Genomic DNA, 26181 nt, shown 5'->3' on the forward strand with positions numbered 1-26181 from the left:
GCCGATCAGTGGTCGGCGCTGTTCCAGTCCCGCCCCTCGCCGACCGACACCTCCAGCGGCACGGACAGCGGGTACGCCCCGCCCATCTCCCGCCGGACCAGCGTCTCCAGTACCTCCCGCTCCCCGGGGGCCACCTCGAAGACCAGTTCGTCGTGCACCTGGAGCAGCATCCGGGAACTCAGCCCGGCATCGCGCACCGCCGCGTCAACGTTCATCATCGCCACCTTGATGACATCGGCGGCAGAGCCCTGGATCGGAGCGTTGAGCGCCATCCGCTCGGCCATCTCCCGCCGCTGCCGATTGTCGCTGACCAGGTCGGGCAGGTAGCGGCGACGGCCGAGGACGCTCTCGGTGTAGCCGTCACGCCGGGCCCGGGCCACCACCTCCCGCAGGTAGTCGCGCACCCCACCGAAACCGGCGAAGTAGGTCTCCATCAGCCCGCGCGCCTCTTCTGCGGTAACGCCGAGCTGCTGGGAGAGGCCGAACGCGCTCAGCCCGTAGGCCAGGCCGTAGTTCATCGCCTTGATCTTGCGCCGCTGGTCGGGGGTGACCGTCTCGACCGGTACCTGGAAGACCGACGAGGCGGTGGCGGCATGGAAGTCGTGGCCCGAGTTGAAGGCGTCGATCAGGGCCTCGTCCGCTGACAGGTGCGCCATGATCCGCATCTCGATCTGGCTGTAGTCGGCCGTGAGTAGGCACTCATACCCTGCGCCGACCACGAACGCCCGGCGGATCCGCCGCCCCTCCTCGGTGCGGATCGGGATGTTCTGCAGGTTCGGCTCGGTGGAGGAGAGCCGGCCGGTGGCCGCCACGGTCTGGTTGAAGGTGGTATGGATTCGACCGTCGTCGGAGACCGACTTGAGTAGCCCGTCAACCGTGCTCTTCAGCTTCGCCACGTCCCGGTGACGCAGCAGGTGCCCGAGCACCGGGTGCGGGTTCTGGCCGTGTAGCCACTGCAGGGCGTCCGCATCGGTGGTGTAGCCGGTCTTGATCCGCTTGGTCTTGGGTAGCCCCAGCTCGCCGAAGAGGATCTCCTGCAGCTGCTTCGGGGAGCCCAGGTTGAACTCCCGCCCGACCGCCTCGTAGGCACCCTGCGCGGCGGCCTTCACCTCCGCGGCGAAGTGCGCCTCCAACTCGGAGAGGTATTGCGTGTCGGCGGCGATGCCGGTGCGCTCCATGCCCGCGAGGACCCGCATCAGCGGTAGCTCCACCTCAGCCATCAGCCGGGCCGACTGCTCACCGTCCCGCGACAACTCCGCGTCGATCGCCTCGGCGAGGTCGAGGGTAGCCCGCGCCCGCAGCATCAGGTTCTGCTCTGCCGCACCGTCATCGCCCAGGCCGTCGAGGGTGAGCTGGCCGGCTTCCGGCAGGTCAACCCGCAGCTCCCGGTGCAGATAGCGCAGGGCCAGGTCGGTCAGGTCGTAAGAGCGCTGGTCGGGCCGGGCCAGGTAGGCGGCGATCTGCGTGTCTCTGGTGATGCCTTGGATCGACCACCCGCGCGCGGCGAACGCGAGCACCGCCGGCTTGCTGTCGTGCAGCACCTTCGGTCGACTCAGATCAGCCAGCCACCCCGCCAGGGCGGCCTCGTCGGCGGCGTCGAGACGGCCGGGGTCGCACCACGCCCCGGCCCCGGCGGCGGTCGCCAGCGCCATGCCGGTCACGTCGGCGAGGTGCCGCCGGTTGGGCCCGGTGTCGAGCGTGACGGCGAGCCCGACCGGCGTGTTCGGTGTCGCGTGCGCCCCCAGCCAGGCGGCGAGCGCCCCCGGCTCGACGAGGAGCTCCCCCGCCAGGTCGAACCCTGCCTCGGCTTCCGGCTCAACAGCCTCCAGGTACTGGTAGAGCCGATCCCGAAGGATGCGGAACTCCAGCGTGTCGAAAACCTGGTGCACCGCCTCCCGGTCCCAGCCAGCCCAGCGTGTCTCCGCCAGTGGCAGGGGCAGCTCCAGGTCGGCGACGAGGCAGTTGAGCTCGTGATTACGGATCACATCGGCGAGTCGCTCCCGCAGATTTGCCCCGGCCTTGCCCTTGATCTCGTCGGCCCGGGCGACGACACCCTCGACCCCGCCGTAGGCGGTGATCCATTTGGCGGCGGTCTTCGGGCCGACGCCCGGGACGCCGGGCAGGTTGTCGCTGGTCTCGCCGACCAACGCGGCGAGGTCCCGATAGCGCTGCGGGGGTACCCCGTATTTCGCCGTCACCGCAGCCGGGTCCATCCGGGCCAGGTCGGAGACGCCCTTGCGGGGGTAGAGCACCGTGACGTCGTCGTCAACGAGTTGGAAGGCGTCCCGGTCTCCGGTCGTGATCAGGACCGACATCCCCTGTTCGCGGGCCTGCCGGGTGAGCGTGGCGATCACGTCGTCCGCCTCGTAGCCCGCCAGCTCGACCGCCGGGACGCGCAACGCCGCCAGGATCTCCTTGACCAGGCTGACCTGGCCCTTGAAGTCGGCCGGGGTCTCGCTGCGGCCAGCTTTGTACGCCGCGTACCTCTCGGTGCGGAAGGAGTGCCGGGAGACGTCGAAGGCAACGGCGATGTGCGTCGGCTGCTCATCCCGAAGAACGTTGATCAGCATGGAGGTGAAGCCGTAGACCGCGTTGGTCGGTTGCCCCGTCGTGGTGGAGAAGTTCTCGACCGGGAGGGCGAAGAACGCCCGGTAGGCCAGGGAGTGTCCGTCAACGAGGAGCAGGCGCGGCTTCGTGGCTGTCACGGTGGCGACTCTAGTCCGTGCCGCCGACAGGGCCGGGCGGCGGCACCGGGACGCCGGTGCGGAAAGTCACGTAGGGCGCGGTCGTCCTCGTGGGGGTGACCCGGACCCGCCGCGGCGAGCGGCGGCCGGTCGTCCGGTGCGGGACAACCGGCCGCGTGGGCGGCGACGCCGATCAGGCCACGCCCAGATACGCCTCCTTGACCGATGGGTCGTGCAGCAGGTCCTGGCCGGACCCCTCCTTGACGATCCGGCCGGTCTCCAACACGTACCCTCGATGCGCCCTGGAGAGCGCCTGCTGGGCGTTCTGCTCCACCAGGAGGATCGTGGTCCCCTGCTGGTTGATCTCCACGATGATGTCGAAGATCTGCTGAATGATCATCGGGGCGAGCCCCATCGACGGCTCATCCAACAGCAGCAGCTTCGGCCGAGCCATCAACGCCCGCCCGACCGCGAGCATCTGCTGTTCGCCGCCGGAGAGCGTTCCTCCCAGCTGACGACGCCGCTCCGCCAGCCGCGGAAACAGCTCGAACACCCGCTCCAGGTCGGCGGCGATTCCCGCATGGTCCCGGCGGGTATACGCTCCCATGTCGAGATTGTCCAGGACCGTCATACCCGGGAAGATGCCACGTCCCTCGGGCGACTGGCAGATGCCCCGCCGTACCCGCAGATCGGCTCGGAGGTTGGTGATCTCCTCCCCGTCGAAGCGGATCGCCCCCTGACTGACGGCCCGGAGTCCGGAGATTGCCCGCATGGTGGTGGTCTTACCCGCGCCGTTCGCGCCGATGAGGGCAACCACCTCACCCTCGTTCACGTGCAGGCTGATCCCGTGCAGCGCCTCGATCCGGCCGTACCGGAGGGTCAGATCGTTAATCTCAAGCAGCATCTGCGGGCTCCCCCAGGTACGCCGCGATCACCTTCGGATCGTCCCGCACCTCGGCGGGCGCCCCCTCAGCGATCTTCTTACCGAACTCCAGCACCACGATCCGATCGGTGACCCCCATGACGAGGCGCATGTCGTGCTCGATGAGCAGCACCGTGAAACCGCGATCCCGGATCTTGCGGATCAGTTCGAGGAGCTCCTCCTTCTCCGCCGGGTTGAAGCCGGCCGCCGGCTCGTCCAGGCAGAGCAACTTCGGCTCGGTGGCCAGCGCCCGCGCGATCTCCAACCGGCGTTGGTAACCGTACGGAAGGTTGCGGGCCAGGTCGTTGGCACGGTCGTCAATGCCGACGAAGCGCAGCAGTTCGTACGCCTTACGCTCGCCGGCGCGCTCCTCGAGCGTGTGCCGCGAGATACCGAACACCTGGGCGCAGGAGCGGCGAACCTGCTGCCAGAACCGCACCAGCCCGGCGGACGAATCGACCGTGGGCAGTTCCTCTGGCTTCGGCTTGACCCGGTACAGCCGGAACAGCGCACCGACCACACTGGTGCGGTGCTGGGAGTCCGCACCGACCAGCACGTTCTCCAGCGCGGTCATCTCCGGGAAGAGCCGGATATTCTGGAACGTCCGGGCGATTCCCATCTGGTTGATCCGGTGCGGCTTCCGTCCGCTGACCTGCTGCCCGTCGAACCGGACCTCACCGGAGGTCGGTCGGTATACCCCGGTCATCGCGTTGAAGCAGGTGGTCTTGCCGGCCCCGTTCGGACCGATGAGCCCGAGGATCTCACCCTTGTACAGGTTGAAACTCAGATTGTCCAGCGCCACCACACCGCCAAAGCGGAGCGTGACCTCGTCCACCTCAAGCAGCACCTCGGGCTTGGCGGCGTCCTCGGGCGATGTCTTCTGCTTAGGCAACATGTACCGGGGCCTCCTTCGCCCTGTCCTGCAGCTCGCGTGTTCGTCGCCGACTCGGCAACAGACCCTGCGGGCGCAGCAGCATGATGAGCACCAATGCTAGGCCGAAGGCGAGGACCCGGTACTCCGAGAAGTCGCGGAACCGCTCCGGCAGGTACGCGAGCAGGAAGGCACCGACCGCCACGCCCGCCATGTTGCCGGAGCCACCGACCACCACCATCGCGACGAACAGGATGGAGAGCTGGACGTTGAAGGTCTCGGGCTGGATGAAGGCCGACCGACTGGCGAAGAGCAGACCGGAGAACCCGCCCAGGGCAGCACCGATGGCGAACGCCCAGAGCTTGAACTTGAACGGGTAGACGCCCATCACCGCGGCGGCGTCCTCGTCCTCCCGGATGGCCAGCCACGACCGCCCCACCCGGCTGTGCTCCAGTCGCCGGACCAACAGGACCATCAGCAGCACCACGCTCAACGCCAGCCAGTACCAGGGCTTGATGTCAAGCAGGCCGAAGACCTTGTTGTCGGGCGACGGCGGGCCCTCCGGGCCGGGAATGCCGGGCACGCCCTGCGCCTCGCCGGCCCACCCCGAGTTCTTCGCGACGATCCGAATGATCTCGCCGAAACCCAACGTCACGATGGCCAGGTAGTCACCCCGAAGCCGCAGCGTCGGCCAGCCCAGCAGGACGCCCGCGACCAACGAGAAGGCCAACGCGATCGGGATGCAGATCGCCCACGCGATCGCCCAGTCCTGGGAGAGGCCGAACTGATCCTGCAACGCCCCCACAACCGGCGACTCGGCCGACCCGAACAGCGCCACGCTGTAGGCGCCCACCGCGTAGAAGCCGACGTAGCCAAGGTCGAGCAGGCCAGCCAGCCCGATCACGACATTGAGCCCGATCGCCACCAGAACGTAGAGGGCGCAGACGAAGAGCACCCCAGCCCAGTTGGCGCCGCCATCGATGGAGTCGGTCCGGAACCAGTCAAGCCCCGGGATGATCAGGTTCGTCCCCGGGATGTCGCCGAGGAACGGCAGGTAGTAGAGGAAAGCAACGCCCGCGAGCAGCGTCAGCCAACGCTGCCAACGGGGCAGCGCACGCCACCGGTCACCCATTTCCCCCAGCACGTGTCGGCGCCGCTCGTTGAATTGTCGTAGTGCCTCTGTCATGCCCTCGCCTTTCCGAGAGACTCACCGAGCAGGCCGGTCGGGCGGAAGATCAGCACCACCACGAGCACCACGAAGGCGGCCACATCCTCCCAGGTGGATCGGGTCAACGTCGCCGCGTACACCTCGATGACCCCGAGTAGCAGGCCACCGAGCAGCGCGCCACGGAGGTTGCCGATACCACCGAGCACCGCCGCGGTGAACGCCTTCAGCCCGACCACGAAGCCGATGTCGAACTTGGTGATCCCGTACCGCATGTTCCACAACAGGGCCGCGGCGCCCGCCATCAATCCACCCAGGACGAAGACCAGCATGATCACTCGGTCCTGGTGCACCCCCATCAGCGCGGCGGTGTCTGGGCTCTGCGCCACGGCCCGCACCCCGCGGCCGTACCGCGTCCGGTTGATGAACTGGTCCAACCCGTAGAGCATGGCGAGGGCGGAGACCACCATGATGATCTGCACGTTGGTGATGTCGGCACCCGCCACCGAGAGCACTGTCTCCTGCTTCAGCAGCGGCGGAATCCCGATCACGAGTCGGTTCTCGGTGAATCCACGCCCCGAGAAGAACCCGGCCATCCACAGCGCGAAGATCTCCACCAGGACGAGCGAGAGCCCGATGGCGGTGATTAGGAAGATCAGCGGCGGCGCGTTCATCCGGCGTAGTCGCCGGTAGGCGACCCGTTCGACGGTGAGCGCGGTGGCACCCGAGGCCAGCGCACCGACCACCAGACCGATGAGCAGGTAGACGATCGCCATCCCGATCGGCGGGTTGTCGGCCACCCCGAGCAGCGACCAGGTGCCGAGGATCGCGAAGGTACCCACCATGAAGATCTCAGAGTGCGCGAAGTTGATCAGACGGAGCACACCATAGACGAGCGTGTACCCCAGGGCGACGAGGGCATAGATCGCCCCCTTGGACAAGCCGTCAACAGTGTGCTGAGCGAGGTCGCCGAATAAGGCATCGAAATTCACGGGTTTCTCCCCTTTGGCACCGTTGCGCGGCCGGGGAAAGCCCCGGCCGCGCAACGGTCATCCTGGCTCAGCTGAGCTTGATCTCCTGCTGGGCCGCGATCTCACCGCCCTTGATCTCGTAGGCCCAGATCACCACCCGGGACTCGTCCACGTCACCGTTGTCGGCGAACTTGAGGGACTTCGAGACCCCCTCCTTGTCGTAGGAGTCGACCCACGCCAGCAGATCCGCACGCGTGGTGTTGCCCTCGGCCAGGCCCTCGATCAACACGTTCGCCGCGTCGTAGCCCTCAGCGCCGTAGGAACCCGGAGGCCCGCCGTACTCCGCTTCGAAGTCAGCGCTGAAGGTGCCACCGGCCTTGTCCGGCGGCAGGCACGGGCAGGTCACGATCACACCCTCGGCGCTGGCCCCGGCGCCCTCCGGGAAGGACGGGTCGTAGAGACCATCGAAGCCGAGGAAGGTCGTCGTGATGCCGGCCTCCCGCAACTGCTTCACCAGCGGAGCCGCCTCGTTCGTGTAGCCGCCGTACGCGATCGCGTCCGGCGCGGCAGCCTTGATCTTCGAGATGGTGGCGGCGAAGTTGACCTGCTTCTCCTGCACCTGGTCGGTGCCGCCCGCCAACGCACCGAGAGACTTGGTCAGCTCGTCGGCGATGCCGGCGCCGTAGGTGGTGCCGTCATTGATCACGAAGACCTTCTTGGCCTGCACCACGTCCCGGAAGTAGACGGCGGCGGCGGCACCCTGGACGGCGTCGTTACCGACCACCCGGTGGAACACCTCGTTGCCGCCCGCGGTCAGCTCGATCGCGGTCGCCGACGGGCTGACCATCACCATTCCGGCCGCCTCATAGACAGCCATCGTCGCCTTGCTCTCACCGGAGAACGCGCCACCGATGACGCCCAGGAAGGACTCGTCGCCGGTGACCTGGTTCGCGACCGGCGTGGCCTGGGTCGGGTCGCCCTGGGTGTCGAACTCCTGCAGGGTCACCTCGCAGTCCGGGTTCGCCTCGTTGTGCTGCTTCACCGCAAGCAGTGCGCCGTCGCGCGACGGAATCACCAGACCTGAGTTCGGGCCGCTGAAGGCGCCGAAGATGGCGATCTTGCCACCGCAGTCACTGCTGCCGGCGGTGTCGTCCTCCTCCGCCTGACAGCCCGCCGCGGCAATAAGGGCTGCCGACAATCCAACGGCGCCGAGCGCCCGTACGTACTTACGCCTCACGGCTACAGACCTCCTCCAGTTGCAGGAGCCCGAGCATACCCGAGGCAGGCGACCACACCAGTACGGCAGCCTCCCCACCTCAATGTGAGCCCGCACACCTGCTACGGCTCGTGATGGCGGATCGTACTGGGTCGATAAACGGTCCCGGAAGGCCTCGAAGCCACGCTTGTCAAAACGTTACTAATGCATATGCCGATGCGATCCGAACCCGTAACATCCTTCACGACCGGCCGGAGGCCGCGAGCACATCGGCGGTGACCAGCCCATTCGACCACCACCAGCAACACCGGCATCAATCGATCCGGCAGGAGAAAAGATCAACTTCTGGCTCGGTTCGCGCCGGGACGCACCCGAACGTACGGACGCCACGGCGGCGCCAACCCCGGCCGCAACGACCGTCGGGGAGAGAGGGAGAGGGACCGGAGCTACTGGGCCGGACGGGTTACCTCGCCACCGGCGGTCTCCTGGAGGATCCGCTCGGCGACCTCCTTCATGGTCATCCGGTGGTCCATCGCGGTGCGCTGGATCCACTTGAAGGCTTGCGGCTCGGTCATCCCGTACGTGGTCATCAGCGCACCCTTGGCACGCTCGATGATCTTGCGGATCTCCAACCGGTCGGTAAGGCCAGCAACCTCCGCCTCCAGGGCGGCGACCTCCGAGTAGCGCGACAACGCGATCTCTACCGCTGGGACCAGGTCGCTCTTCTGGAAGGGCTTGACCAGGTACGCCATCGCGCCGGCTGCCCGTGCCCGCTCCACCAGGTCCCGCTGGCTGAAGGCGGTCAGGATGATGACCGGAGCGATCCGCTCGCCGGCGATCCGCTCGGCGGCGGCCAGCCCGTCCATAATGGGCATCTTGATGTCGAGGATGACCAGGTCCGGCTTCAGCTCCTTGGCGAGCCGAACAGCCGTCTCACCGTCACCGGCCTCACCGACGACCTCGTAGCCTTCCTCGACGAGCATCTCGGCGAGATCCAGCCGGATTAGCGCCTCGTCCTCGGCGATCAGGACCCGCCTGCGCTCAGCGTCCGTCTGCGTCTCGGCCACGAGCAACTCCCACCAGTCCGTACCGACACCCGACCGGGTGCCGCGCCCCTTAGCCTAGTAGGTACTCTATAAGCCGACACCGAGGCTGTCGGTGGCGCTGTCCCCGTATTCCAACCGGTAGAGAAACGGAGCTCAAACCTCCGACAGTGTGGGTTCGAATCCCACCGGGGACACCACCCCACCGTGGCGTGGGCGGCGGTTGGCACATGGCGAGCGATGAAAGCTGCGGACCACGGCCCCGGTGGGGAGCGCAACGACGGCCACCCGGCCCGCCCGCTCCGCAGCAATGCGCAGGGCCCTTCGCCGCCGGGTAGCCGGCAGCCGCACCAGACCACCGGCGGGAGTGCGCGCTCGGCCAGCACCTCGACCGCCGCACCATCACCGCGCTGACGCTGCTTCAGCGTCTCCGCCGCCCGGCGGGGCGGGCTGGGTGACGAGCCGTAGCACCAGCTCGCAGGGCACCGTGGGGCTCCGGAGGGGCTGCTCGAAGCCTCGTCGATGGGCGACGAGTCGCCCCTCGACCGCGCGTTCGCTTCGGCATCCGGAGGCCATCACGGGGGCAATGAACATCTGACTCCGCAGGACCATCCTCTCGAACCAGGTTCGACGACTCTGCCATTGAAACTTGCAAAAGTTCGAGTAAGGATGTCACCATGGCCTCTTCCCCGAGTACGGCACAGCGCTACGCGAGCCTCGATGACACCGACCGCGCGATCCTGACGGAGTTGGCCGCGGACGGCCGCCTCCCGAACAACGCCCTCGCCGAGCGAGTAGGGGTGGCGCCGTCGACCTGTCTCGCCCGAACCAGGGCGCTACGCGGATGTGGGGCGATCCGCGGCTTCCACGCCGAAGTGGATCCGGCGGCGATGGGCCTGCCGCTACAGGCGCTGATCTCGGTACGACTCTCCGCCCACGACCGGGCCGTGGTGGACGCCTTCCGAGCCCGATCAGTAGGCCTACCGGGGATGGTGGCGGTGTTCCACGTGGCCGGTGCGGACGACTACGTGCTGCATGTCCGGGCCGCGTCGGCGGACGCGCTGCGGGACTTCGCGCTCGACCACCTGGCAGTCGATCCGGCGGTACAGCACACCCAGACCAGTCTGATCTTCGAGCAGGCACGGGGCCTGGGGTAAGACGAATCACCGCCTCGGTGACGCGCCGAAACAGGATCTTCACGTCCATGTCACGCCTGAGACGCGGACCGCGCCTAGTTTTGGTGTCGGTGGTGGTTGGCACTCCCGGTCGGGACGGGTCGGGGGCTGCCAGGTTGTGGTGCACCGGGCCGGCGTCGACGGATTCCGCGAAGCCGGTCCGGTGCCTCACTCGCTCACCCAGCCCTACGGACCGGCCCAGAGTCGGCCACCGCCTCCCGGGACGGTTCGGTGTCGGCCTCACCCCAGGGCGGTTCGGTAGCGCTATCACCGCGAGACCGCGTGGCGCCGCGGGCAGCGGCGACGACAGCCCGGGCACGACGGGCACGTAGCAAGGACCGGAGCGCGAACGCGAACGCGACCCCCCAGGCGAGCGCCAGCAGGGCATATCCCGCGGACCGCACGCCCGCACCGAGATCGAGAGCGTGCATCAGCGTACGAGCGTTGGTCAGCACGATCACACCGCCGACCACCGCACCGAGCAGTTGGGCCGGGACGAGGCGTACCAGCCAGGCGGCCACCGGCGCCGCGATCAGACCACCGGCCAGTAGCGCGAGCACCATCGGCAGCAGAAAGCCCTCGGAGCCGAGCCCGATCAGGAAGCCGACGCTGGCCGCACCGGCGACGAGGAACTCGGCGGTGTCCACCGATCCGATCACCCTGCGGGGTTCGAGTCGCCCACTGACCAGCAGCGCGGGGGTCGCCACCGGACCCCACCCCCCGCCGCCGGTCGCGTCAACGAAACCGGCGACCAGTCCCAGGGGGCCGAGGAAGCGGCCGCGCAGCCGGCCGGCCCGTCGTTCGGTGCGCAGCGGTCGGGCGAAGCGCACCAGCAGGTACGCCCCGAGGGTGAACAGAATTGCCGCCATCCAGGGTGCGGCGGCAGCGGTGGAGAGCGCGGACAGGAAGGTCGCTCCGGCGAACGCGCCAAGGGCACCGGGCACAGCGATCCGCCTAACAACGCGCCAGTCGACATTGCCGAACCGCCAGTGCGCCACACCCGCGGCGAGCGTGGTGCCCACCTCAGCAAGGTGCACCGAAGCCGAGGCCGCGGCCGGCGCGACACCGGCGAGTAGGAGCAGTGTCGAGGAGGTCAGCCCGTAGGCCATGCCGAGAGCGCCGTCAACGAGCTGCGCGGCCAACCCGACGAGCGCGAGGATCAGCAGCCTACGCACCACGCCTCCCTCATTTTCGGATATCTCCTATCGACTTGGTCGACAATGCGGGATGAGTGGGGCCTGGGTCAACCATCTGCAACGGCGAGTCTCGGCTCAGGTCCAGGCGCGCGGGTCGGCGACCAGTTCGGTAACCCGCGATGGAAGGGCGCCGTCGGCCACGTCGGCTACGGTGACCAGCTCAAGGATCTGGCGTTCGCTTGCCCGCAGGGCGATCCACACATCCTGCAGGGCCCGCGCGGCACCGTGGTAACCGAGCTGCTCCGGGCGCTGCCCACGGACATGGGCCAGCGGACCATCGATCACCCGAATAACCTCGGCGAGGGAGATCTCGCCCGCCGGCCGCGCCAGCCAGTAGCCTCCCTCCGGGCCCCGCTGGGCCTGCACCACACCGCCCCGACGCAGCTGCAACAGGATGCTCTCCAGGAACTTCGGCGGGATCTCCTGGGCTCGGGCGATCTGGTCGGCTGTCACGAGCCGCCCTCGGCCAGTCGAGGCACCGCCGGTCGCCGAGGCGAGCTCGGCAACCGCGCGAAGGGCATAGTCGACCCGGGCGGAGAGACGCATGGCAGACAGGCTAGCCGGCTCGGCCGCCAACGACCGACCATCCCTCGGCCCACCGAGCCGAAGCCTGTGCCCGGGCTGCCCAGACATGGCTGATGGCCGGCGCCCTGGTTCGGGTGCCGGCCACCAGTTTCTTTCCCCCTTGTATGGGTTGGGTCGTGTGTGTGGTGCGGGTGGGTCAGCTGGTCCAGTGCTCGGCGACGAGGTCGGCGGCCTGGGTCTCCCACTGGGCGTAGTGGAACGGGAACGCCGACACCTGCACCGTCTGCGCGGCCTCGGTCAACGGCATGTCCTGCCAGCCCTCGACCTGCTTGAGGCCGTTGAGGAAGGCGGTGGTGGAGTAGGCGGGGTCGGTGATCTGCTCCACGCTGCCCCAACCGGACGACGGGCGCTGCTGGAACAGGCCCTGCGAGTCGTGGTCGTTACGCGCGCCCAGGTGGCCCAGGTTCTCCAGCTTCGACTCCTGCAAACTGGTGGCGATCGCCACCACGGCGGCCCGCTCGTCCATCCCGGCGGCCTTCGTGGCCTCGATGATGGCCTTCACGTTCGACACCTGCTCATCGCCCAGGGCGATGCGCGACTGTGTGCCCTGGGTGCCGTGCGGGATCAGCGCGCTGATGTCGGGTTTATCGGCCTGCACGGCAGCGGAGGCCGAGGCGGGGGTGGGGTCGGTGAGGGTGGCCAGCGGGCCGGCGACGACACCGGTGGACAGGGCCAGACCAGCGATACCCAGCACGCTACGACGCAGAATCGTGTTCATGAAGGATTGCTCCATTCGGGGGTCGACACCCCACACCCGAGGGGGTTCGGGGTGGGTGCGAGCACCGTCCGGCGCTCAACGAAACTAAGGGGAAGAGGTCGGCGACCGCGGGCCTCATCGGGGGCACACGCACGGCGCCGGGTCCAGATGTAACGACCGGCCGGCCACCATCATTCCCGGCGGCCCATGCCCGGCGTCACCCGCCCGAGCGGGGCACCTCCACGGCCGTACGCAGGGTGTAACGCCCCCACGCCCACCGAGATTCCACCACCACCGTGCCCCCGACCACACCCCACACGGGCACAAAACCGTCATCAGGCGCAGTCGACGTGAGCTGTTCGGGCACGGCCCTTCTCCAGCGGTGAATCGGTGGAAAGGGGCCGTGCCTCCTCCTGAAAAGCAAAGCGTCAGGCCCCGACCTTACGCAGTAAGCCTTCCTGCACGGCGCTGGCGATCTGCCGGCCGTCCCGGGTGAACATCCGACCGGCCGCCAACCCGCGCCCCCCGGACGCCGACGGGCTCCAGCAGTCGTAGAGGAACCACTCGTCGGCGCGGAACTGCCGATGAAACCAGAGGGCGTGATCGAGACTCGCGCCCACCACTCCGCCGGGCCCCCACACCTCTCCATGCACCGACAGCACCGAATCCAGCAAGGTGAGGTCGGAGGCGTACGTCAGAGCGCAGGCGTGCAGCAGCGGATCATCCGGGAGCTTGCCGTCGATCCGCATCCACACCCGCTGGTTCGGCTCGGCCGGACGGTCACCAGGGCGCACCCAGCCGGGCTCGCCGACGTAGCGGACGTCGATCGGCCGGGGAATCAGCGCCCAGATACCCAGCCGCTCCGGGTAGCGGGCGAGCCGGTCGCTCATCGTCGGCACCTCGTCCGGGCCGGGCACGTCCGGCGGGGAGGGGGCGTGGTGGTCCAGCCCCTCCTCCTGACGTTGGAAAGACGCCGACATGAAGAAGATCGGTTTGTCGTGCTGCAGCGCCACCGACCGGCGGACGGAGAAGGACCGACCGTCGCGGACACACTCGACCTGGTAGTCGATGGGCACACTTGGGTCGCCCGGCCGTACGAAGTAGCCGTGCAGGGAGTGCACGAAGCGCTCCGGATCAACCGTCCGCCCGGCGGCAACCAGCGCCTGACCGGCGACCTGCCCCCCGTACACCCGCTGTGGGCCGACCTGCGGGCTCATCCCCCGGAAGGCTCGCTCGCCGGTCGGGCTGAGGTCCAGCACCTCCAGCAGTTGATCGACCGCGGCCTGACCGACCACCGCGCCGGACTCGCCCACCGGGGCCTCCAGTCGCAACCGCGGGGATCGCGGGCCCGGTTCGCTCCGAACGCTCACTGGAGCGCCCGGGCCGCAGCGAGGTCAACCAGCGACCCGAGCTGGTGCACGCGCAGGGTGTTGGTCGAGCCGGGGGTTCCGGGCGGGCTTCCGGCGACGATCACGACGTAGTCGCCGGGGTTGGCCAGACAGAGGCCGAGCAGCGCCTCGTCAACCTGCCGAAACATGGCGTCGGTGTGCTCAACGAAGGGCATCAGGAACGTCTGCACCCCCCAGGAGAGCGCAAGCTGGTTGCGCACCTCCGGCACCGGGGTGAACGCGAGCAGCGGCAGGCCGCAGTGCAGCCGGGAGAGTCGCCGGACGGTGTCGCCGGTCTGCGAGAACGCCACCAGGGCCTTGGCGTCGATCGCCCGGGCGATCGACGACGCGGCGATGGTGAGCGCACCCCCGTGGGTCCGCGGATCGTGCTGGAGCCGAGGCACCGAGATCGAGCCCGCCTCCGTCGTCGCCACGATCTTTGCCATGGTGCTCACGGTGAGCACCGGGTACTTTCCGACGCTGGTCTCACCGGAGAGCATCACCGCGTCCGCGCCGTCGAGCACGGCGTTGGCCACATCGGAGGCCTCAGCCCGGGTAGGCCGCGAGTTCTCAATCATGGAGTCGAGCATCTGGGTGGCGACGATGACCGGCTTGGCGTTCTCCCGGCAGAGCTGCACCGCGCGCTTCTGCACCAGGGGCACTTGGTCCAGCGGCATCTCCACGCCGAGGTCACCCCGGGCCACCATGATCCCGTCGAAGGCCAGGACGATCGCCCCGAGCTGATCCACTGCCTCCGGCTTCTCCACCTTGGCCAGCACCGGCCGGTGCACGCCCTCCTCGGCCATGATGGCGTGGACCAGCTTGATGTCGTCGGCGGAGCGGACGAAGGAGAGCGCCACCAGGTCGACACCGAGGCCGAGGGCGAACCGCAGGTCCTCGGTGTCTTTCTCCGAGAGCGCGGGGACGCTGACCGCCACATTTGGCAGCGACACACCCTTGTTGTTGGAGACCGGTCCGCCTTCGGTGACCAGGCAACGGATGTCGTTGCCGGTGACGTCGGTGACCTCGATCGCGACCCGGCCGTCGTCAATCAGCAGCCGGTCGCCGGGCTTCACCTCCTGGGGAAGCTTCCGGTAGGTGCAGGCGACCCGGTCCCGGGTGCCGAGAATGTCCTCACTGGTGATCACCACCGAGTCACCGGTGCGCCACTCGTGCGGGCCGTCGGCGAACCGGCCAAGCCGGATCTTGGGGCCCTGAAGATCGGCGAGAACCGCGACCGGCCTCCCCGCCGCCTCGGCTGCCTCCCGCACCAGCCGGCAGACCGCCTCATGATCGGCGTGACTTCCGTGGCTGAAGTTGAGCCTCGCCACATCCATTCCGGCCTCAACAAGGCCACGAATGCGTTCCGGCGAGGAGACGGCGGGGCCAAGTGTGCAAACAATCTTTGCGCGGCGTGTCACGCCCATCAGGCTAATCTCTCCTCCGGGCCGGTCCTCGGGCCGACCCCTGTCGCAATGCGAACACGTTCTCCGACGCTGCGCGGCTGCACGGCCGGCAGTGGATAGCCACCGGGAACGTCGTGGGGGGCGGGCGTCGGCGACCGCGTGCCCCGAGATCGTACCGCCCGCGGTAAGCCTGGGAGAAAGGCATGGGTGAACAGCGCACAGACATTCGACCTCGGTCGCTGGCTTCCGTTCCCCGCCCCACTGCGAGCAGGAAGTCACACACCTCGATTGGTCCGAAGTAGCTCGGCATGCGACCCGGGATACCAGCAGAGCAGCCGGCACAGCCCGGTGGGGTGGTCGGCGCGCCGACCACCCCACCGGAAACACTCCTAGACGGCCCAACAGTTGGGGTGGATCGACTCGTCACGCAGCGCCTGCCGGATCACCGTGTAGGTGGTCCCGTCCAGCGCCAACCCGAGGTGCCCGACCACCCGCAGCGGACACCAGCCCTGAATCAGCACGTTGCTCGCCCCGTCAGCCAGCGCGGCGTTGTCCACCGGCCGCACCAGCTGATCCTGCCACGTGCGGATCGTGGTGTAGCTGACCGAGCCGGGGGTGTCATCACCAGCGTTCAGGTTGGCGAGGAAGTCCGAGCCGATCGCCATCTGCTGACAGGCCACCACACCGGCGCAGCTGCCGAGCCCGAGGAAGGCGATGATGTTGGCCACGTAGGTCCCGTGCTGCGGGCTGCCGAGGCTGACGTACCGGCCGACCGCTCCGGTGCCACCGAGCCGCTTCAGGTAGTAGCGGGCCACCAAGCCCCCCTCGGAGTGCCCCACCAGATCCACGCGGGCGGCACCGGTGGTGGCGCGCACCTGGTCAACGTAGTCGGCGAAGGCGCGGGCCGAGGTCGGGATGTCGCCGAAGCCCAGCCCCGGCAGTTCGTAGATGAAGGGACGGAAGCCGTCGGCGTCCAGGCGCGCGGCGAGGGGCGAGTACGCGAAGGCGAAGCCACTCAACCCGCCCACGATGATCACGGGGTTGTCGGCTACGTCAGCCGGGCCGGCTGCGGCGGGACTGCTCGCCGGGGCGTGGTGAGTGGACGTTTGCTCCGTCGCGGTACCGGCGGGCGCCGCGCTGGCGGCGACGCCCGGGACGGCGATCGTGGCGCCGAGCGCGAACGCGAGCACGATGGCGGTCTTTCGAAACAACATGGATGCACCTCCATGAGGGTGGTGGGTGCGGTGCGTGTCCGATCGACCGGTGCGAACGATGATGCGGGCAGAAATCATTATTCGTCAATATCTAGCTACCCCTCAGTAACCTGTTGTTCCACCTACGGCACACTCCGGCTGTCCAGACAAAGGCCCCATAGGGGAAAGCAGCTCGCGGAACCATCGCACCACGGCGCAGGCACCACCCCTACAGGAGAGAGTCGCTATACCTAGAACCGTAGTATAAGTGCTATCTTCCAGAGTATGACTACAGTCGAACGGTCGGAGGCTGTCGAGGCCCCCCGAAATCCCGACGATCATCTGGTCCTCGACGTTCGAGACCTACGCATGCGCTACGGCACTGTGGACGTGCTGAACGGCATCGACCTCACCGCCCAGCGCGGCGAGGTGATCGCGCTGCTCGGGCCGAACGGTGCCGGCAAGACCACCACCATCGAGATCCTTGAGGGGTTCCGGCTGCCCTCAGCCGGCTCGGTCCGGGTGCTCGGCGTTGACCCCGCCCGTGGGGACGAGCGGTGGCGTGCCCAGGTCGGCGTGGTGCTCCAATCCTGGCGTGACCACGGCCGGTGGCGGGTCCGGGACCTCCTCTCCCACCTCGGCGACTACTACGCGCCGTACGCGACCGACCGGATCCAGCGCCCGTGGCCGGTGGACGACCTGCTGGCGGCCGTCGGGCTGACCGCACATGCCAACGCTCGGGTGTCCCGGCTCTCCGGCGGGCAACGGCGGCGGCTCGACGTAGCGGTCGGCATCGTGGGCCGGCCAGAGCTGCTCTTCCTGGACGAGCCGACGGTCGGCCTCGACCCGGCGGCCCGGCGCGAGTTCCACGAGCTCGTGCACCGCCTCGCCGACCTGGACCGCACCACCATCCTGCTGACCACCCACGATCTGGCCGAGGCGGAGAAGCTCGCCGACCTGATCATCATCCTGGCCAACGGCCGGATCATCGCCCGGGGCTCGCCGGACCAGCTCTCCCGCCGCCTGACCACCGATGCGGAGATCCGCTGGACCTGCGATGGCCAACGTCATGTACACGCCACCACGGACGCCACCAGTTTCCTGCGCGACCTGCTCCGCGAACGCGGCGACCAGGTGCGGGAACTGGAGGTACGCAGAGCCAACCTGGAGGACGCGTACCTGGCCCTGGTACACGAGGAGGAGACCGGAATCCGTACCGGCTGGGCCGAACGGGTGTGGCAGCAGGAGGAGAACCGATGAGCCCGAAGACCACCGCACTCCGGGCCGGCCTGCGGCGCGGAGCCATCGAGTTGCGCAGCACCTTCACCAACTTCCAGGACCTGTGGAACTACTTCTTCCCCACGGTGGTGCTGCTGGTTGCCGTCTTCTTCATGCGTGGGGCGACCGTGCCCGGCACCGACTTCTCCCTCGGTGCGCGGACACTGCCCAGCGCGCTGGGCATGGGCCTACTCTTCGGCGGGCTGCTCGGGTTGGCCCAGCACCTCGTCGTGGACCGGGAGGACGGCACCCTGCTGCGGGCCAAGGCCATCCCGAACGGGATGCTCGGCTACCTGGTCGGCAAGCTGGTGCTGGTCTCGTCGGTCGCGATGATCGGCCTGGTCGTCCAACTGGCCCCCGGGATGCTCTTCCTGGACGGGCTACGGCTGGGCGACCCCAGCGCCTGGCTCACCCTGGCCTGGGTGGTGCCGCTCGGGCTGGTGGCGACCCTCCCGCTGGGCGCGATGATCGGTTCTCTGATCGAGAACCCCCGCAACATGGGGCTGGTGATCCTGCCGGTGACGGGCCTCATCGCCGTCTCCGGCATCTTCTACCCGATCAACGGCCTGCCCGGCTGGCTCCAGGGCACCGCCCAGGTCTTCCCGCTCTACTGGCTAGGCTTGGGCATGCGCTCCGCGCTGCTCCCGGCCGACCTGGCGGCGGTCGAGATCGGCGGGTCCTGGCGCCATCTGGAGATGGTTGCCGTCCTCGGGGCGTGGGCGGTGCTCGGACTCGTGTTGGCGCCGGTGCTGCTGCGCCGGATGGCCCGCCGGGAGTCCGGCTCGCGGGTCGCGGCTCGCCGGGAGCAGGCCATGCAGCGGGTCGGATGAAAGGGCATCGATGAGCGAGACCGTGCACAACCGGATCGCGGTGCTGCGCGCCGAACGGAGTATCTCCCGACGGCAGCTCGCCGACGCGCTCGGAGTGCACTACCAGACCATCGGCTACCTGGAGCGGGGGGAGTTTCGGCCCAGCCTGCACCTGGCGCTGCGAATCGCCGCGTACTTCGAGGTGCCGGTCGAGGTGGTCTTCTCGATCGAACCGTTTCCCCGCATCGGCGACGCCGCCGTCGGGAACCGTCGCCCCGCGTGAGCCCGGGGCGGCGGCCAGCACCGCCGACGTCCGCACCTGCCCACGGCCGGTCGGCGGTCCAACAGGGACCGCCGACCGCCGGGCCGGGTTCAGCCGGTGACGGCGTTCAGCGCCGGCAGGTAGCCGTCGCGGTAGCCCTCGTCGTTGGGGTGGTACGCCTCGATGATCCTGGTGACGTCGTTGATCCAGGGTTCGTCGCCGCAGACGCCATGGCCGGCGAAGTAGGAGCGGGGGTCGGCGAAGGTGGCACCGGCCGCGGCGGCGCGGTCGGCGGTGATGCTGGTAAGGAGGTCAGCGGCGTCGTTGAGCTGCTGCCGCTTGGTGGCGCTCATCCCGAACAGGCCACACCAGCCGGTCTCGAAGAGGCGCGGGTAGCCGAGCACGATCAGCCAGGCGTTCGGCGCCCGATCCCGGATCGCCGCATAGGTGGCGTCCAGCCGGCCGGGCAGGGTGGTCTGGGCGAAGTCCCGGGCCTCGTCGATGGCCTCCGTGCAGGCCGAGGTGCTGCCGAACCGACAGGTGAGCATCACGCTGGCGAAGCCGGCGTCATTCCCACCGATGGTGACCGTCACCATCGTGGTACTGGCGCTGAGCGAGTCGACCTGGCTGTTGATGACGTCAGCGGTGACCGCGCCACCACAGGCCGGGAACTGGAAGCTGGTCACCGCATTCGCCGCAGCCCAGCGCGGGGCGTAGGACTTCTGACTGCGCAGGCAGCTAGATCCGTCGTACGGGCCGGCGCCGACGCCGGAGGAGTACGAGTCGCCGAGCGCGACGTAGTTGATGGTCGCGGCCTGCGCGGTGCTGGGGACCAACACCGCGCCGACGACGGCGACGCAGAGGGCGACCAGCGCCGCCAGGGCGCGGGCGGGTGCACGGGGTGGCATGTGGACCTCCACAGGGCCGGGGGTGGTGGAGCCCAGGGACCGCGCGCGTGGCCAGGGTAGAGCTTGTTACTAGCTGGTAATACTACCGAAGCAATTCGCTAAAGTGAATATGATGCACCGCCGGCCGCCCCCGGCCCCAGCCCCTCGCCCGCCCCTCAGCCGGCCAGCGGCCGAGCGTCCGAATCCACCGGCGCCGGCAGCGAACCCCGCCCGTCCAGGTACGAGTGAATGGCGGCTGCGGCGGCCCGGCCCTCGGCGATCGCCCACACGATCAACGACGCGCCCCGGTGCATGTCCCCGGCGACGAAGACGCCGTCCACGTCGGTCTGCCAGTCCGAACGGGCCGCCACCGCGCCCCGCTCGTTGCGGGACACCCCGAGTTGCTCAAGCAGCGGCTGCGGCTCGGTGCCGTCGAAACCGATCGCCAGCAGCACCAGGTCGGCCGGCAGCTCCCGTTCGGTGCCCGGCACCGGGGTGACGATCCGCCGGCCAGCACTCTTCTCCACCCTCACCTCGGCGATCCGGACCGCCCGCACCGCCCCGCTGCCGTCGTCCACGAACTCCTGCACGGCGACGGCGAAGACCCGCTCCCCACCCTCCTCGTGCGCCGGGTACTCCCGCAGAATCCACGGCCAGGTCGGCCACGGATCCCGCGCCTCGTCCCGCTCCCGGGACGGCTGCGGGTAGAGGTCGAGCTGGTACACCGCGGCGGCGCCCTGCCGGTGGGCGACGCCGAGGCAGTCCGCGCCGGTGTCCCCGCCACCGATGATCACGACGTTCCGGCCGGCCGCATCGATCGGCGTGCCGTCCGGCAGCACCGCGGCGGCCGGCGGCTTGTCCCCCGCGGCGGCGACCACCCGGTTGGCCGCGACGAGGTGTCCCATTGCCTGGTGCACCCCGCGCAACGATCGCCCGGGGGTTGCCGGGGTGTCCCGGCTGGCCAGGGCACCGCAGGCGAGCAGTACCGCGTCGTGCTCGGCCCGCAGCTGCTCGGCGGTCACGTCGCTGCCGACCTCCACCCCGGTCCGGAAGCGCACCCCCTCGGCGGCGAGCTGCGCCAGCCGCCGGTCGATGTGCTGCTTCTCCAGCTTGAAGTCCGGGATGCCGTACCGCAGCAGGCCACCGAGGGCGTCGTCCCGCTCGTACACGGTGACCGCGTGCCCGGCCCGGGCGAGCTGCTGCGCGGCGGCGAGCCCGGCGGGCCCGGAGCCGACCACCGCCACCGAACGGCCACTGGCCGGCGGCACCGACCAGGGCCGTAGCCCGCCGCGGGCGACGGCAGCGTCGGCGATCTCCACCTCGACCTGTTTGATCGTGACCGGCTGCTGGCCGCCGAGGCCGAGTACGCAGGCCGCCTCGCAGGGCGCCGGGCAGAGCCGACCGGTGAACTCCGGAAAGTTGTTGGTGGCGTGCAGCGTCTCCACCGCGGCGTCCCAGCCACCGGTGCGGACCAGGTCATTCCAGTCTGGGATGCGATTGCCCAGCGGGCAGCCATCGTGGCAGAACGGAATGCCGCAGTCCATGCAGCGGGTGGCCTGCTCCCGGATCAGCTCTTCACCTGCCGGTGGGTAGACCTCACGCCAGTCCTTGATCCGCACCGGCACGGGACGGCGGGCGGGAAGCTGCCGGTCGTACCGCAGGAAACCAAACGAATCAGGCACGAGCTACCTCCTGGACGGCCACCCGCGCGACGGGCGACACCGGCGTGGACGGTGCGGACGACGCGGACTGCGCTGCCGGCGCCGCCAGGGCACTCATCACCGCGTCATCCACGTCGTAGCCGGCGGCTTCGGCAGCCCGCATGATCTCCAGCACCCGGCGATAGTCCCGCGGCACCACGGCGGTGAACTCCTCCACCGCCTCCGACCAGCGCTTGAGCAAATCCTCGGCGACCGCGGAGTCGGTCTCGGTGTAGTGCCGCTGGACCAGGTCGTAGAGGGTTGCCTGCTCCTGCTCACTCAGGGGCGTCAGGTCCACCAACTCCGTGTTGACCCGCCGACGATCCAGCCGCCACACGAACGCGGTCCCCCCGGACATCCCGGCCGCGAAGTTTCGCCCCGTCGGCCCCAACACCACGACGGTACCGCCGGTCATGTACTCGCAGCCGTGGTCGCCGACACCCTCGACGACAGCAGCCGCCCCGGAGTTACGTACCGCGAACCGCTCCCCCGCCCGACCGCGGAGGAACACCTCACCCGCGGTGGCGCCGTAGAGGATGGTGTTGCCGGCGATGATCTGATCCTCCGCCCGCCGGCCCGGCATGGCCTCCGCGTTGACGAAGGGGGCGGCCCGATCCGGGCGGAGCACCAACCGTCCACCGGAGAGTCCCTTGCCGACGTAGTCGTTGGCGTCGCCGTGCAGGCGCAGGGTGACCCCGGATGGCAGAAACGCACCGAACGACTGCCCGACGGTGCCGTGCAGGTCGAACTCGATCGTGTCGGTGGGCAAGCCAGCCCCGCCGTGGCGACGGACCACCTCGCCACCGAGCATCGCGCCGACGCTGCGGTGCTCGTTACGCACCGGCACCTGCGTCCGCACCCGGGTGCCGGAGCGCAGCGCCGGCTCGGCGAGCGCGATCAGCTCGTTGTCCAAGGCCAGCCCGAGACCATGGTCCTGGGCGCGGACGCCCCGCCGAGCGGCCTCCTCGGGGAACTCCGGCAGGCGCAGGATGGGGCTCAGGTCGATACCGGCCGCCTTCCAGTGATCAACTGCGGGAGCGACATCGAGCAGTTCGGTCCGGCCGATCGCCTCGTCGATCGAGCGCAGACCCAGCTCGGCGAGGTACCCACGGACCTCCTCGGCGAGAAAGAGGAAGAAGTTCTCCACGAACTCCGGCCGGCCGGTGAACCGCTCGCGCAGCACCGGGTTCTGGGTGGCGATACCGACCGGGCAGGTGTCGAGATGACAGACGCGCATCATCACGCAGCCCTCGACGATCAACGGGGCGGTGGCGAAGCCGAACTCCTCCGCCCCGAGCAGGGCCGCGACCAACACGTCCCGACCGGTCTTGAGCTGGCCGTCAACCTGCACGGTGACCCGGTCCCGGAGCTTGTTGAGCAGCAGGGTCTGCTGCGCCTCGGCCAGGCCCAGCTCCCACGGGGTGCCCGCGTGCTTGAGCGAGTTCAGCGGGGACGCACCGGTGCCGCCGTCGTGCCCGGAGATGAGGATGACATCGGCCTTCAGCTTCGCCACACCCGCCGCCACCGTACCCACCCCGACCTCGCTGACCAGCTTGACGTGCACCCGCGCCGCCGGGTTGACGCACTTGAGGTCGTGCACGAGCTGGGCCAGGTCCTCAATGGAGTAGATGTCGTGGTGTGGTGGCGGAGAGATCAGGCCGACGCCCGGGGTGGCGTGGCGAGTCCGGGCGATCCACGGCCAGACCTTGCTTCCGGGCAGTTGGCCGCCCTCGCCGGGCTTGGCACCCTGCGCCATCTTGATCTGCAGGTCATCGGCGTTCACCAGGTACTCGGTGGTGACCCCGAACCGACCGCTGGCGATCTGCTTGACCGCGGAGCGGCGAGCTGGGTCGTGTAGCCGCTCGACATCCTCACCGCCCTCGCCGGTGTTGGACTTGCCGCCGAGCCGATTCATCGCGATCGCGAGGGTCTCGTGCGCCTCCACCGAGATCGACCCGTAGGACATGGCACCGGTGGCGAAGCGCCGAACGATCTCGCTGGCCGGCTCGACCTCGTCGATCGGCACCGGCGGGCGCACTCCGGTGCGGAGCGTGAACCGACCCCGCAGCGCACCCCCCTGGGCGGCCAGCGCGTCAACTTTCGAGGTGTACGCCCGGAACACGTCGTACTGCCGGCTGCGGGTGGCGTGCTGGAGCAGGAAGACAGTCTCCGGGTTGAACAGGTGCAGCTCGCCCTCACGCCGCCACTGGTACTCGCCGCCGACATCCAGCCGGTCGGTCGTCGCCGTCCCCGGCTCCGGCCAGGCGTGGGCGTGTCGAGCGGCGACCTCAACGTGGATCCCGTCCAGGTCGACCCCGCCGATCTTGCTGGGAGTGCCCCGGAAGTACCGCTCGATGAGCTGGCTGTCCAGCCCAACCGCCTCGAAGACCTGGGCGCCGCAGTACGACGACACGGTCGAGATGCCCATCTTGGACATAATCTTCAGAACGCCCTTGCCGAGCGCCTTGACGTAGTTGCGCACCGCGGTGCCCGACTCGACACCGGCCAGCGCCCCCGTCGAGATCATGTCTTCCACCGACTCGAACGCCAGGTACGGATTCACCGCCGCCGCGCCGTACCCGACCAGCACGGCCGCGTGGTGCACCTCCCGGCAGTCGCCGGACTCCACGATCAGCGCCACCTGGGTCCGGGTCTGTTCCCGAACCAGATGCTGGTGCACCGCCGCGGTGAGCAGCAACGACGGGATCGGGGCGAGATTGGCGTTGGAGTCCCGGTCGGAGAGGACGAGGATGCGTACGCCATCCTCGATGGCCTCGGAGACGTGCCGACAGATCTCGGTCAGCCGCGCCCGGATGCCCGCGCCGCCCTCCCGGATCCGGTACAGGCCGGAGACCCGGACCGCCTTGAAACCGGGGAGGTTCCCATCTTCGTCGATGGAGAGAATCTTCGCCAGCTCGTCGTTGTCGATCACAGGATAGGGGAGCACGAGCTGCCGGCAGCTCGCCGGCCCCGGCTCGAGCAGGTTACCCTCCGGCCCGATCGTGGTCTGGAGACTGGTCACCAACTCCTCCCGGATGGCGTCCAGCGGCGGGTTCGTGACCTGGGCGAAGAGCTGGTGGAAGTAGTCGTAGAGCAGCCGCGGCCGGGTGGACAGCGGGGAGATCGGGGTATCCGTTCCCATCGAGCCGATCGGCTCGGCGCCGACCCGCGCCATCGGCGCGAGGAGAATCTTCAGCTCCTCGTCGGTGTAGCCGAACACCTGTTGCCGGCGACGTACCGAGTCGTGGGTGTAGACGATGTGCTCCCGGGCCGGCAGGTCGGTCAGCTCGATGAGGCCGGCGTGGAGCCACTCCTCGTACGGCTGGGCCGCCGCCAGCTCGGCCTTGATCTCGTCGTCGTGCACGATCCGGCCGCCCACGGTATCCACCAGGAACATCCGACCGGGCTGCAGGCGCCCCTTGGCGACCACGGTGGCCGGATCCAGGTCCAGCACACCCGCCTCGCTACCGAGCACGACCAGCCCGTCGGAGGTCTGCCACCAGCGGCCGGGACGGAGGCCGTTGCGGTCCAGCACCGCCCCGACAATCTCGCCGTCGGTGAACGCCACCGACGCCGGACCGTCCCAGGGCTCCATCAGGCTGGCGTGGAACCGGTAGAAGGCCCGTTGGTCAGCGGGCATGTCCGGGTCGTTCTCCCAGGCCTCCGGAATCATCATCAACACCGCGTGCGGCAGGCTTCGCCCCGCCAAATGCAGCAGCTCCAGGACCTCGTCAAAGTTGGCCGAATCGGACGCCCCCGGCGTGCAGACCGGGAAGATCCGACGAATGTCGCCGGGCAACGCCGCACCGGCTCCACCGGCGAGCATCGACTCTCTCGCCTGCATCCAGTTCCGATTGCCACGGATGGTGTTGATCTCGCCGTTGTGGGCGATGAACCGGAACGGGTGCGCCAGGGGCCAGGACGGGAACGTGTTCGTGGAGAAGCGGGAGTGCACCAGCGCGATGGCGCTACACATCCGCTCGTCGGTCAGCTCCGGGTAGAACTCCGGTAGCTGGTCCGGGGTGAGCATGCCCTTCCAGACCATCGTGCGGCCGGAGAGCGACGGAAAGTACGCCGCCACGCCGCGCTCCGCCGACTCCCGCTCGGCCTGCTTGCGGACGCGGTACGCCACCCGCTCCAGCTCGATGCCGGTCAACCGGGAACCAGCCGGGCCCGTCGCCGAGTCGGTGAGCCGGTGCGCGGTGACGAAGAGCTGCCGGACCCGGGGCATCGCCGCGAGCGCCGTCGCGCCCAGACCCGCCGGATCCACCGGCACATCCCGCCACCCAAGCAGGTCGGCGCCCTCGACCAACGCGTACTTCTCCACCACCCGGCGGGCCCGGAGCTCGGCCTCGTCGTCATCGGGCAGGAAGACCAGGCCGGTCGCGTACTCGCCGATCGGGGGCAGCGGGAAGTCCACCACCGCGCGTAGTAGCGCGTCCGGCACCTGGATCAGGATGCCCGCGCCGTCGCCGGTATTCGGCTCCGCCCCCCGGGCACCCCGATGGTCCAGCCGGCGCAGCGCGGCGAGCCCGTTCGCCACCACCCCGTGCGACCGCCGGCCGCGCAGATCCGCCACGAACGCGACCCCGCACGCGTCTCGTTCGTACGCGGGGTCGTAGAGCCCGCCGGTGGACCCGTTCGGGCCGGAGTGCGGGACCTGCTGCGGGATGCGGTGCGGGTACGGAACAGCCACCCGGGCCTCCTGTCGTCACTCAGGCTGAAACTTGGTC

The 26181-nt window shown here is 69.2% G+C and carries 20 protein-coding genes and 1 tRNA gene; 5 read left to right on the forward strand and 16 right to left on the reverse strand.

Going from position 1 to position 26181, the window contains the following annotated elements:
* Positions 1–5 precede the first annotated feature (5 nt).
* From polA to SALPAC6_RS0101190, 7 genes are all read right to left on the reverse strand, one after another.
* Positions 6–2705 carry a DNA polymerase I gene (gene polA / locus SALPAC6_RS0101160; protein ID WP_018251611.1) on the reverse strand — a complete coding sequence of 900 codons (2700 nt, stop codon included), beginning with the start codon at positions 2703–2705 and terminating at the stop codon, positions 6–8.
* Positions 2706–2877: 172 nt separating this feature from the next.
* Positions 2878–3588, reverse strand: coding sequence for an ABC transporter ATP-binding protein (locus tag SALPAC6_RS0101165; protein ID WP_018251612.1), 711 nt, complete (start codon positions 3586–3588; stop codon positions 2878–2880).
* Positions 3578–4501: an ABC transporter ATP-binding protein gene (locus SALPAC6_RS0101170; protein ID WP_018251613.1), complete on the reverse strand. Its 924-nt coding sequence runs from the start codon at positions 4499–4501 to the stop codon at positions 3578–3580. The genes SALPAC6_RS0101165 and SALPAC6_RS0101170 overlap by 11 nt, the downstream gene beginning before the upstream one ends.
* Positions 4491–5663 carry a branched-chain amino acid ABC transporter permease gene (locus SALPAC6_RS0101175; RefSeq protein ID WP_033666793.1) on the reverse strand — a complete coding sequence of 391 codons (1173 nt, stop codon included), beginning with the start codon at positions 5661–5663 and terminating at the stop codon, positions 4491–4493. The genes SALPAC6_RS0101170 and SALPAC6_RS0101175 overlap by 11 nt, the downstream gene beginning before the upstream one ends.
* Entirely contained in the window at positions 5660–6634 is a 975-nt protein-coding gene (locus SALPAC6_RS0101180; protein ID WP_018251615.1) for a branched-chain amino acid ABC transporter permease, read from the reverse strand. Before SALPAC6_RS0101180 ends, SALPAC6_RS0101175 begins: the two co-directional genes overlap by 4 nt.
* Before the next feature lie 67 nt (positions 6635–6701).
* Positions 6702–7850 carry a branched-chain amino acid ABC transporter substrate-binding protein gene (locus tag SALPAC6_RS0101185; protein WP_018251616.1) on the reverse strand — a complete coding sequence of 383 codons (1149 nt, stop codon included), beginning with the start codon at positions 7848–7850 and terminating at the stop codon, positions 6702–6704.
* A 425-nt stretch (positions 7851–8275) separates the two neighbouring features.
* Positions 8276–8896, reverse strand: coding sequence for an ANTAR domain-containing response regulator (locus tag SALPAC6_RS0101190; RefSeq protein ID WP_018251617.1), 621 nt, complete (start codon positions 8894–8896; stop codon positions 8276–8278).
* 99 nt (positions 8897–8995) lie between these two features.
* Here SALPAC6_RS0101190 and SALPAC6_RS0101195 point away from each other — a divergent pair.
* Positions 8996–9072, forward strand: a tRNA-Leu gene (locus SALPAC6_RS0101195).
* 477 nt (positions 9073–9549) lie between these two features.
* Complete coding sequence (locus SALPAC6_RS0101200; RefSeq protein WP_018251618.1) at positions 9550–10029, forward strand: Lrp/AsnC family transcriptional regulator; 480 nt, start codon at positions 9550–9552, stop codon at positions 10027–10029.
* Between the two features lie 194 nt (positions 10030–10223).
* On the opposite strand, the gene SALPAC6_RS0101205 is transcribed toward SALPAC6_RS0101200, so the two are convergent.
* From SALPAC6_RS0101205 to SALPAC6_RS0101230, 6 genes are all read right to left on the reverse strand, one after another.
* Complete coding sequence (locus tag SALPAC6_RS0101205) at positions 10224–11222, reverse strand: sulfite exporter TauE/SafE family protein (RefSeq protein WP_026189219.1); 999 nt, start codon at positions 11220–11222, stop codon at positions 10224–10226.
* Between the two features lie 96 nt (positions 11223–11318).
* Positions 11319–11789, reverse strand: a complete 471-nt coding sequence (locus SALPAC6_RS0101210; protein WP_018251620.1) for an RrF2 family transcriptional regulator — start codon at positions 11787–11789, stop codon at positions 11319–11321.
* Between the two features lie 175 nt (positions 11790–11964).
* Positions 11965–12546 (reverse strand): hypothetical protein, encoded by a 582-nt coding sequence (locus tag SALPAC6_RS0101215; RefSeq protein WP_018251621.1) that lies wholly within the window; start codon positions 12544–12546, stop codon positions 11965–11967.
* A 407-nt stretch (positions 12547–12953) separates the two neighbouring features.
* A complete protein-coding gene (locus SALPAC6_RS0101220; RefSeq protein WP_018251622.1) occupies positions 12954–13838 on the reverse strand; it encodes an acyl-CoA thioesterase in 885 nt (294 codons plus the stop codon).
* A 53-nt stretch (positions 13839–13891) separates the two neighbouring features.
* Positions 13892–15340: a pyruvate kinase gene (pyk, locus tag SALPAC6_RS0101225; protein WP_026189220.1), complete on the reverse strand. Its 1449-nt coding sequence runs from the start codon at positions 15338–15340 to the stop codon at positions 13892–13894.
* Between the two features lie 368 nt (positions 15341–15708).
* On the reverse strand, positions 15709–16533 hold the full coding sequence (locus SALPAC6_RS0101230; RefSeq protein WP_018251624.1) for an esterase/lipase family protein: 825 nt from the start codon (positions 16531–16533) through the stop codon (positions 15709–15711).
* A 264-nt stretch (positions 16534–16797) separates the two neighbouring features.
* Between SALPAC6_RS0101230 and SALPAC6_RS0101235 the strand changes: the two genes are divergently transcribed.
* Genes SALPAC6_RS0101235 through SALPAC6_RS0101245 form a run of 3 tightly spaced genes read left to right on the forward strand, consistent with a single transcriptional unit; the run spans position 16798 to position 18882 of the window.
* Entirely contained in the window at positions 16798–17772 is a 975-nt protein-coding gene (locus SALPAC6_RS0101235; protein WP_026189221.1) for an ABC transporter ATP-binding protein, read from the forward strand.
* A complete protein-coding gene (locus tag SALPAC6_RS0101240) occupies positions 17769–18620 on the forward strand; it encodes an ABC transporter permease (RefSeq protein WP_018251626.1) in 852 nt (283 codons plus the stop codon). Before SALPAC6_RS0101235 ends, SALPAC6_RS0101240 begins: the two co-directional genes overlap by 4 nt.
* Before the next feature lie 10 nt (positions 18621–18630).
* The gene (locus SALPAC6_RS0101245; protein ID WP_018251627.1) at positions 18631–18882 is read left to right on the forward strand and encodes a helix-turn-helix transcriptional regulator; all 252 of its coding nucleotides are present in this window, start codon (positions 18631–18633) and stop codon (positions 18880–18882) included.
* Positions 18883–18971: 89 nt separating this feature from the next.
* Here the strand turns inward: SALPAC6_RS0101245 and SALPAC6_RS0101250 are convergent, their stop codons facing one another.
* From SALPAC6_RS0101250 to gltB, 3 genes are all read right to left on the reverse strand, one after another.
* On the reverse strand, positions 18972–19769 hold the full coding sequence (locus SALPAC6_RS0101250) for an SGNH/GDSL hydrolase family protein (protein ID WP_018251628.1): 798 nt from the start codon (positions 19767–19769) through the stop codon (positions 18972–18974).
* A 155-nt stretch (positions 19770–19924) separates the two neighbouring features.
* On the reverse strand, positions 19925–21430 hold the full coding sequence (locus tag SALPAC6_RS0101255; RefSeq protein ID WP_018251629.1) for a glutamate synthase subunit beta: 1506 nt from the start codon (positions 21428–21430) through the stop codon (positions 19925–19927).
* The gene (gltB, locus tag SALPAC6_RS0101260; protein WP_018251630.1) at positions 21423–26144 is read right to left on the reverse strand and encodes a glutamate synthase large subunit; all 4722 of its coding nucleotides are present in this window, start codon (positions 26142–26144) and stop codon (positions 21423–21425) included. The genes SALPAC6_RS0101255 and gltB overlap by 8 nt, the downstream gene beginning before the upstream one ends.
* Between the last annotated feature and the right edge of the window lie 37 nt (positions 26145–26181).

Origin of the sequence: Salinispora mooreana, assembly GCF_000379065.1 — a bacterium.
GTDB classification, from domain to species: Bacteria; Actinomycetota; Actinomycetes; order Mycobacteriales; family Micromonosporaceae; genus Micromonospora; species Micromonospora mooreana.

Excerpts from the sequence above, each read along its gene's own strand:
- pyk (WP_026189220.1), bottom strand. The coding sequence starts at position 15,340 with ATGGGCGTGACACGCCGCGCAAAGATTGTTTGCACACTTGGCCCCGCC.
- SALPAC6_RS0101175 (WP_033666793.1), bottom strand. The coding sequence starts at position 5,663 with ATGACAGAGGCACTACGACAATTCAACGAGCGGCGCCGACACGTGCTG.
- SALPAC6_RS0101235 (WP_026189221.1), top strand. The coding sequence starts at position 16,798 with ATGACTACAGTCGAACGGTCGGAGGCTGTCGAGGCCCCCCGAAATCCC.
- SALPAC6_RS0101200 (WP_018251618.1), top strand. The coding sequence starts at position 9,550 with ATGGCCTCTTCCCCGAGTACGGCACAGCGCTACGCGAGCCTCGATGAC.
- SALPAC6_RS0101210 (WP_018251620.1), bottom strand. The coding sequence starts at position 11,789 with ATGCGTCTCTCCGCCCGGGTCGACTATGCCCTTCGCGCGGTTGCCGAG.
- SALPAC6_RS0101215 (WP_018251621.1), bottom strand. The coding sequence starts at position 12,546 with ATGAACACGATTCTGCGTCGTAGCGTGCTGGGTATCGCTGGTCTGGCC.
- SALPAC6_RS0101240 (WP_018251626.1), top strand. The coding sequence starts at position 17,769 with ATGAGCCCGAAGACCACCGCACTCCGGGCCGGCCTGCGGCGCGGAGCC.
- SALPAC6_RS0101245 (WP_018251627.1), top strand. The coding sequence starts at position 18,631 with ATGAGCGAGACCGTGCACAACCGGATCGCGGTGCTGCGCGCCGAACGG.
- SALPAC6_RS0101165 (WP_018251612.1), bottom strand. The coding sequence starts at position 3,588 with ATGCTGCTTGAGATTAACGATCTGACCCTCCGGTACGGCCGGATCGAG.
- SALPAC6_RS0101250 (WP_018251628.1), bottom strand. The coding sequence starts at position 19,769 with ATGCCACCCCGTGCACCCGCCCGCGCCCTGGCGGCGCTGGTCGCCCTC.
- SALPAC6_RS0101230 (WP_018251624.1), bottom strand. The coding sequence starts at position 16,533 with ATGTTGTTTCGAAAGACCGCCATCGTGCTCGCGTTCGCGCTCGGCGCC.
- SALPAC6_RS0101170 (WP_018251613.1), bottom strand. The coding sequence starts at position 4,501 with ATGTTGCCTAAGCAGAAGACATCGCCCGAGGACGCCGCCAAGCCCGAG.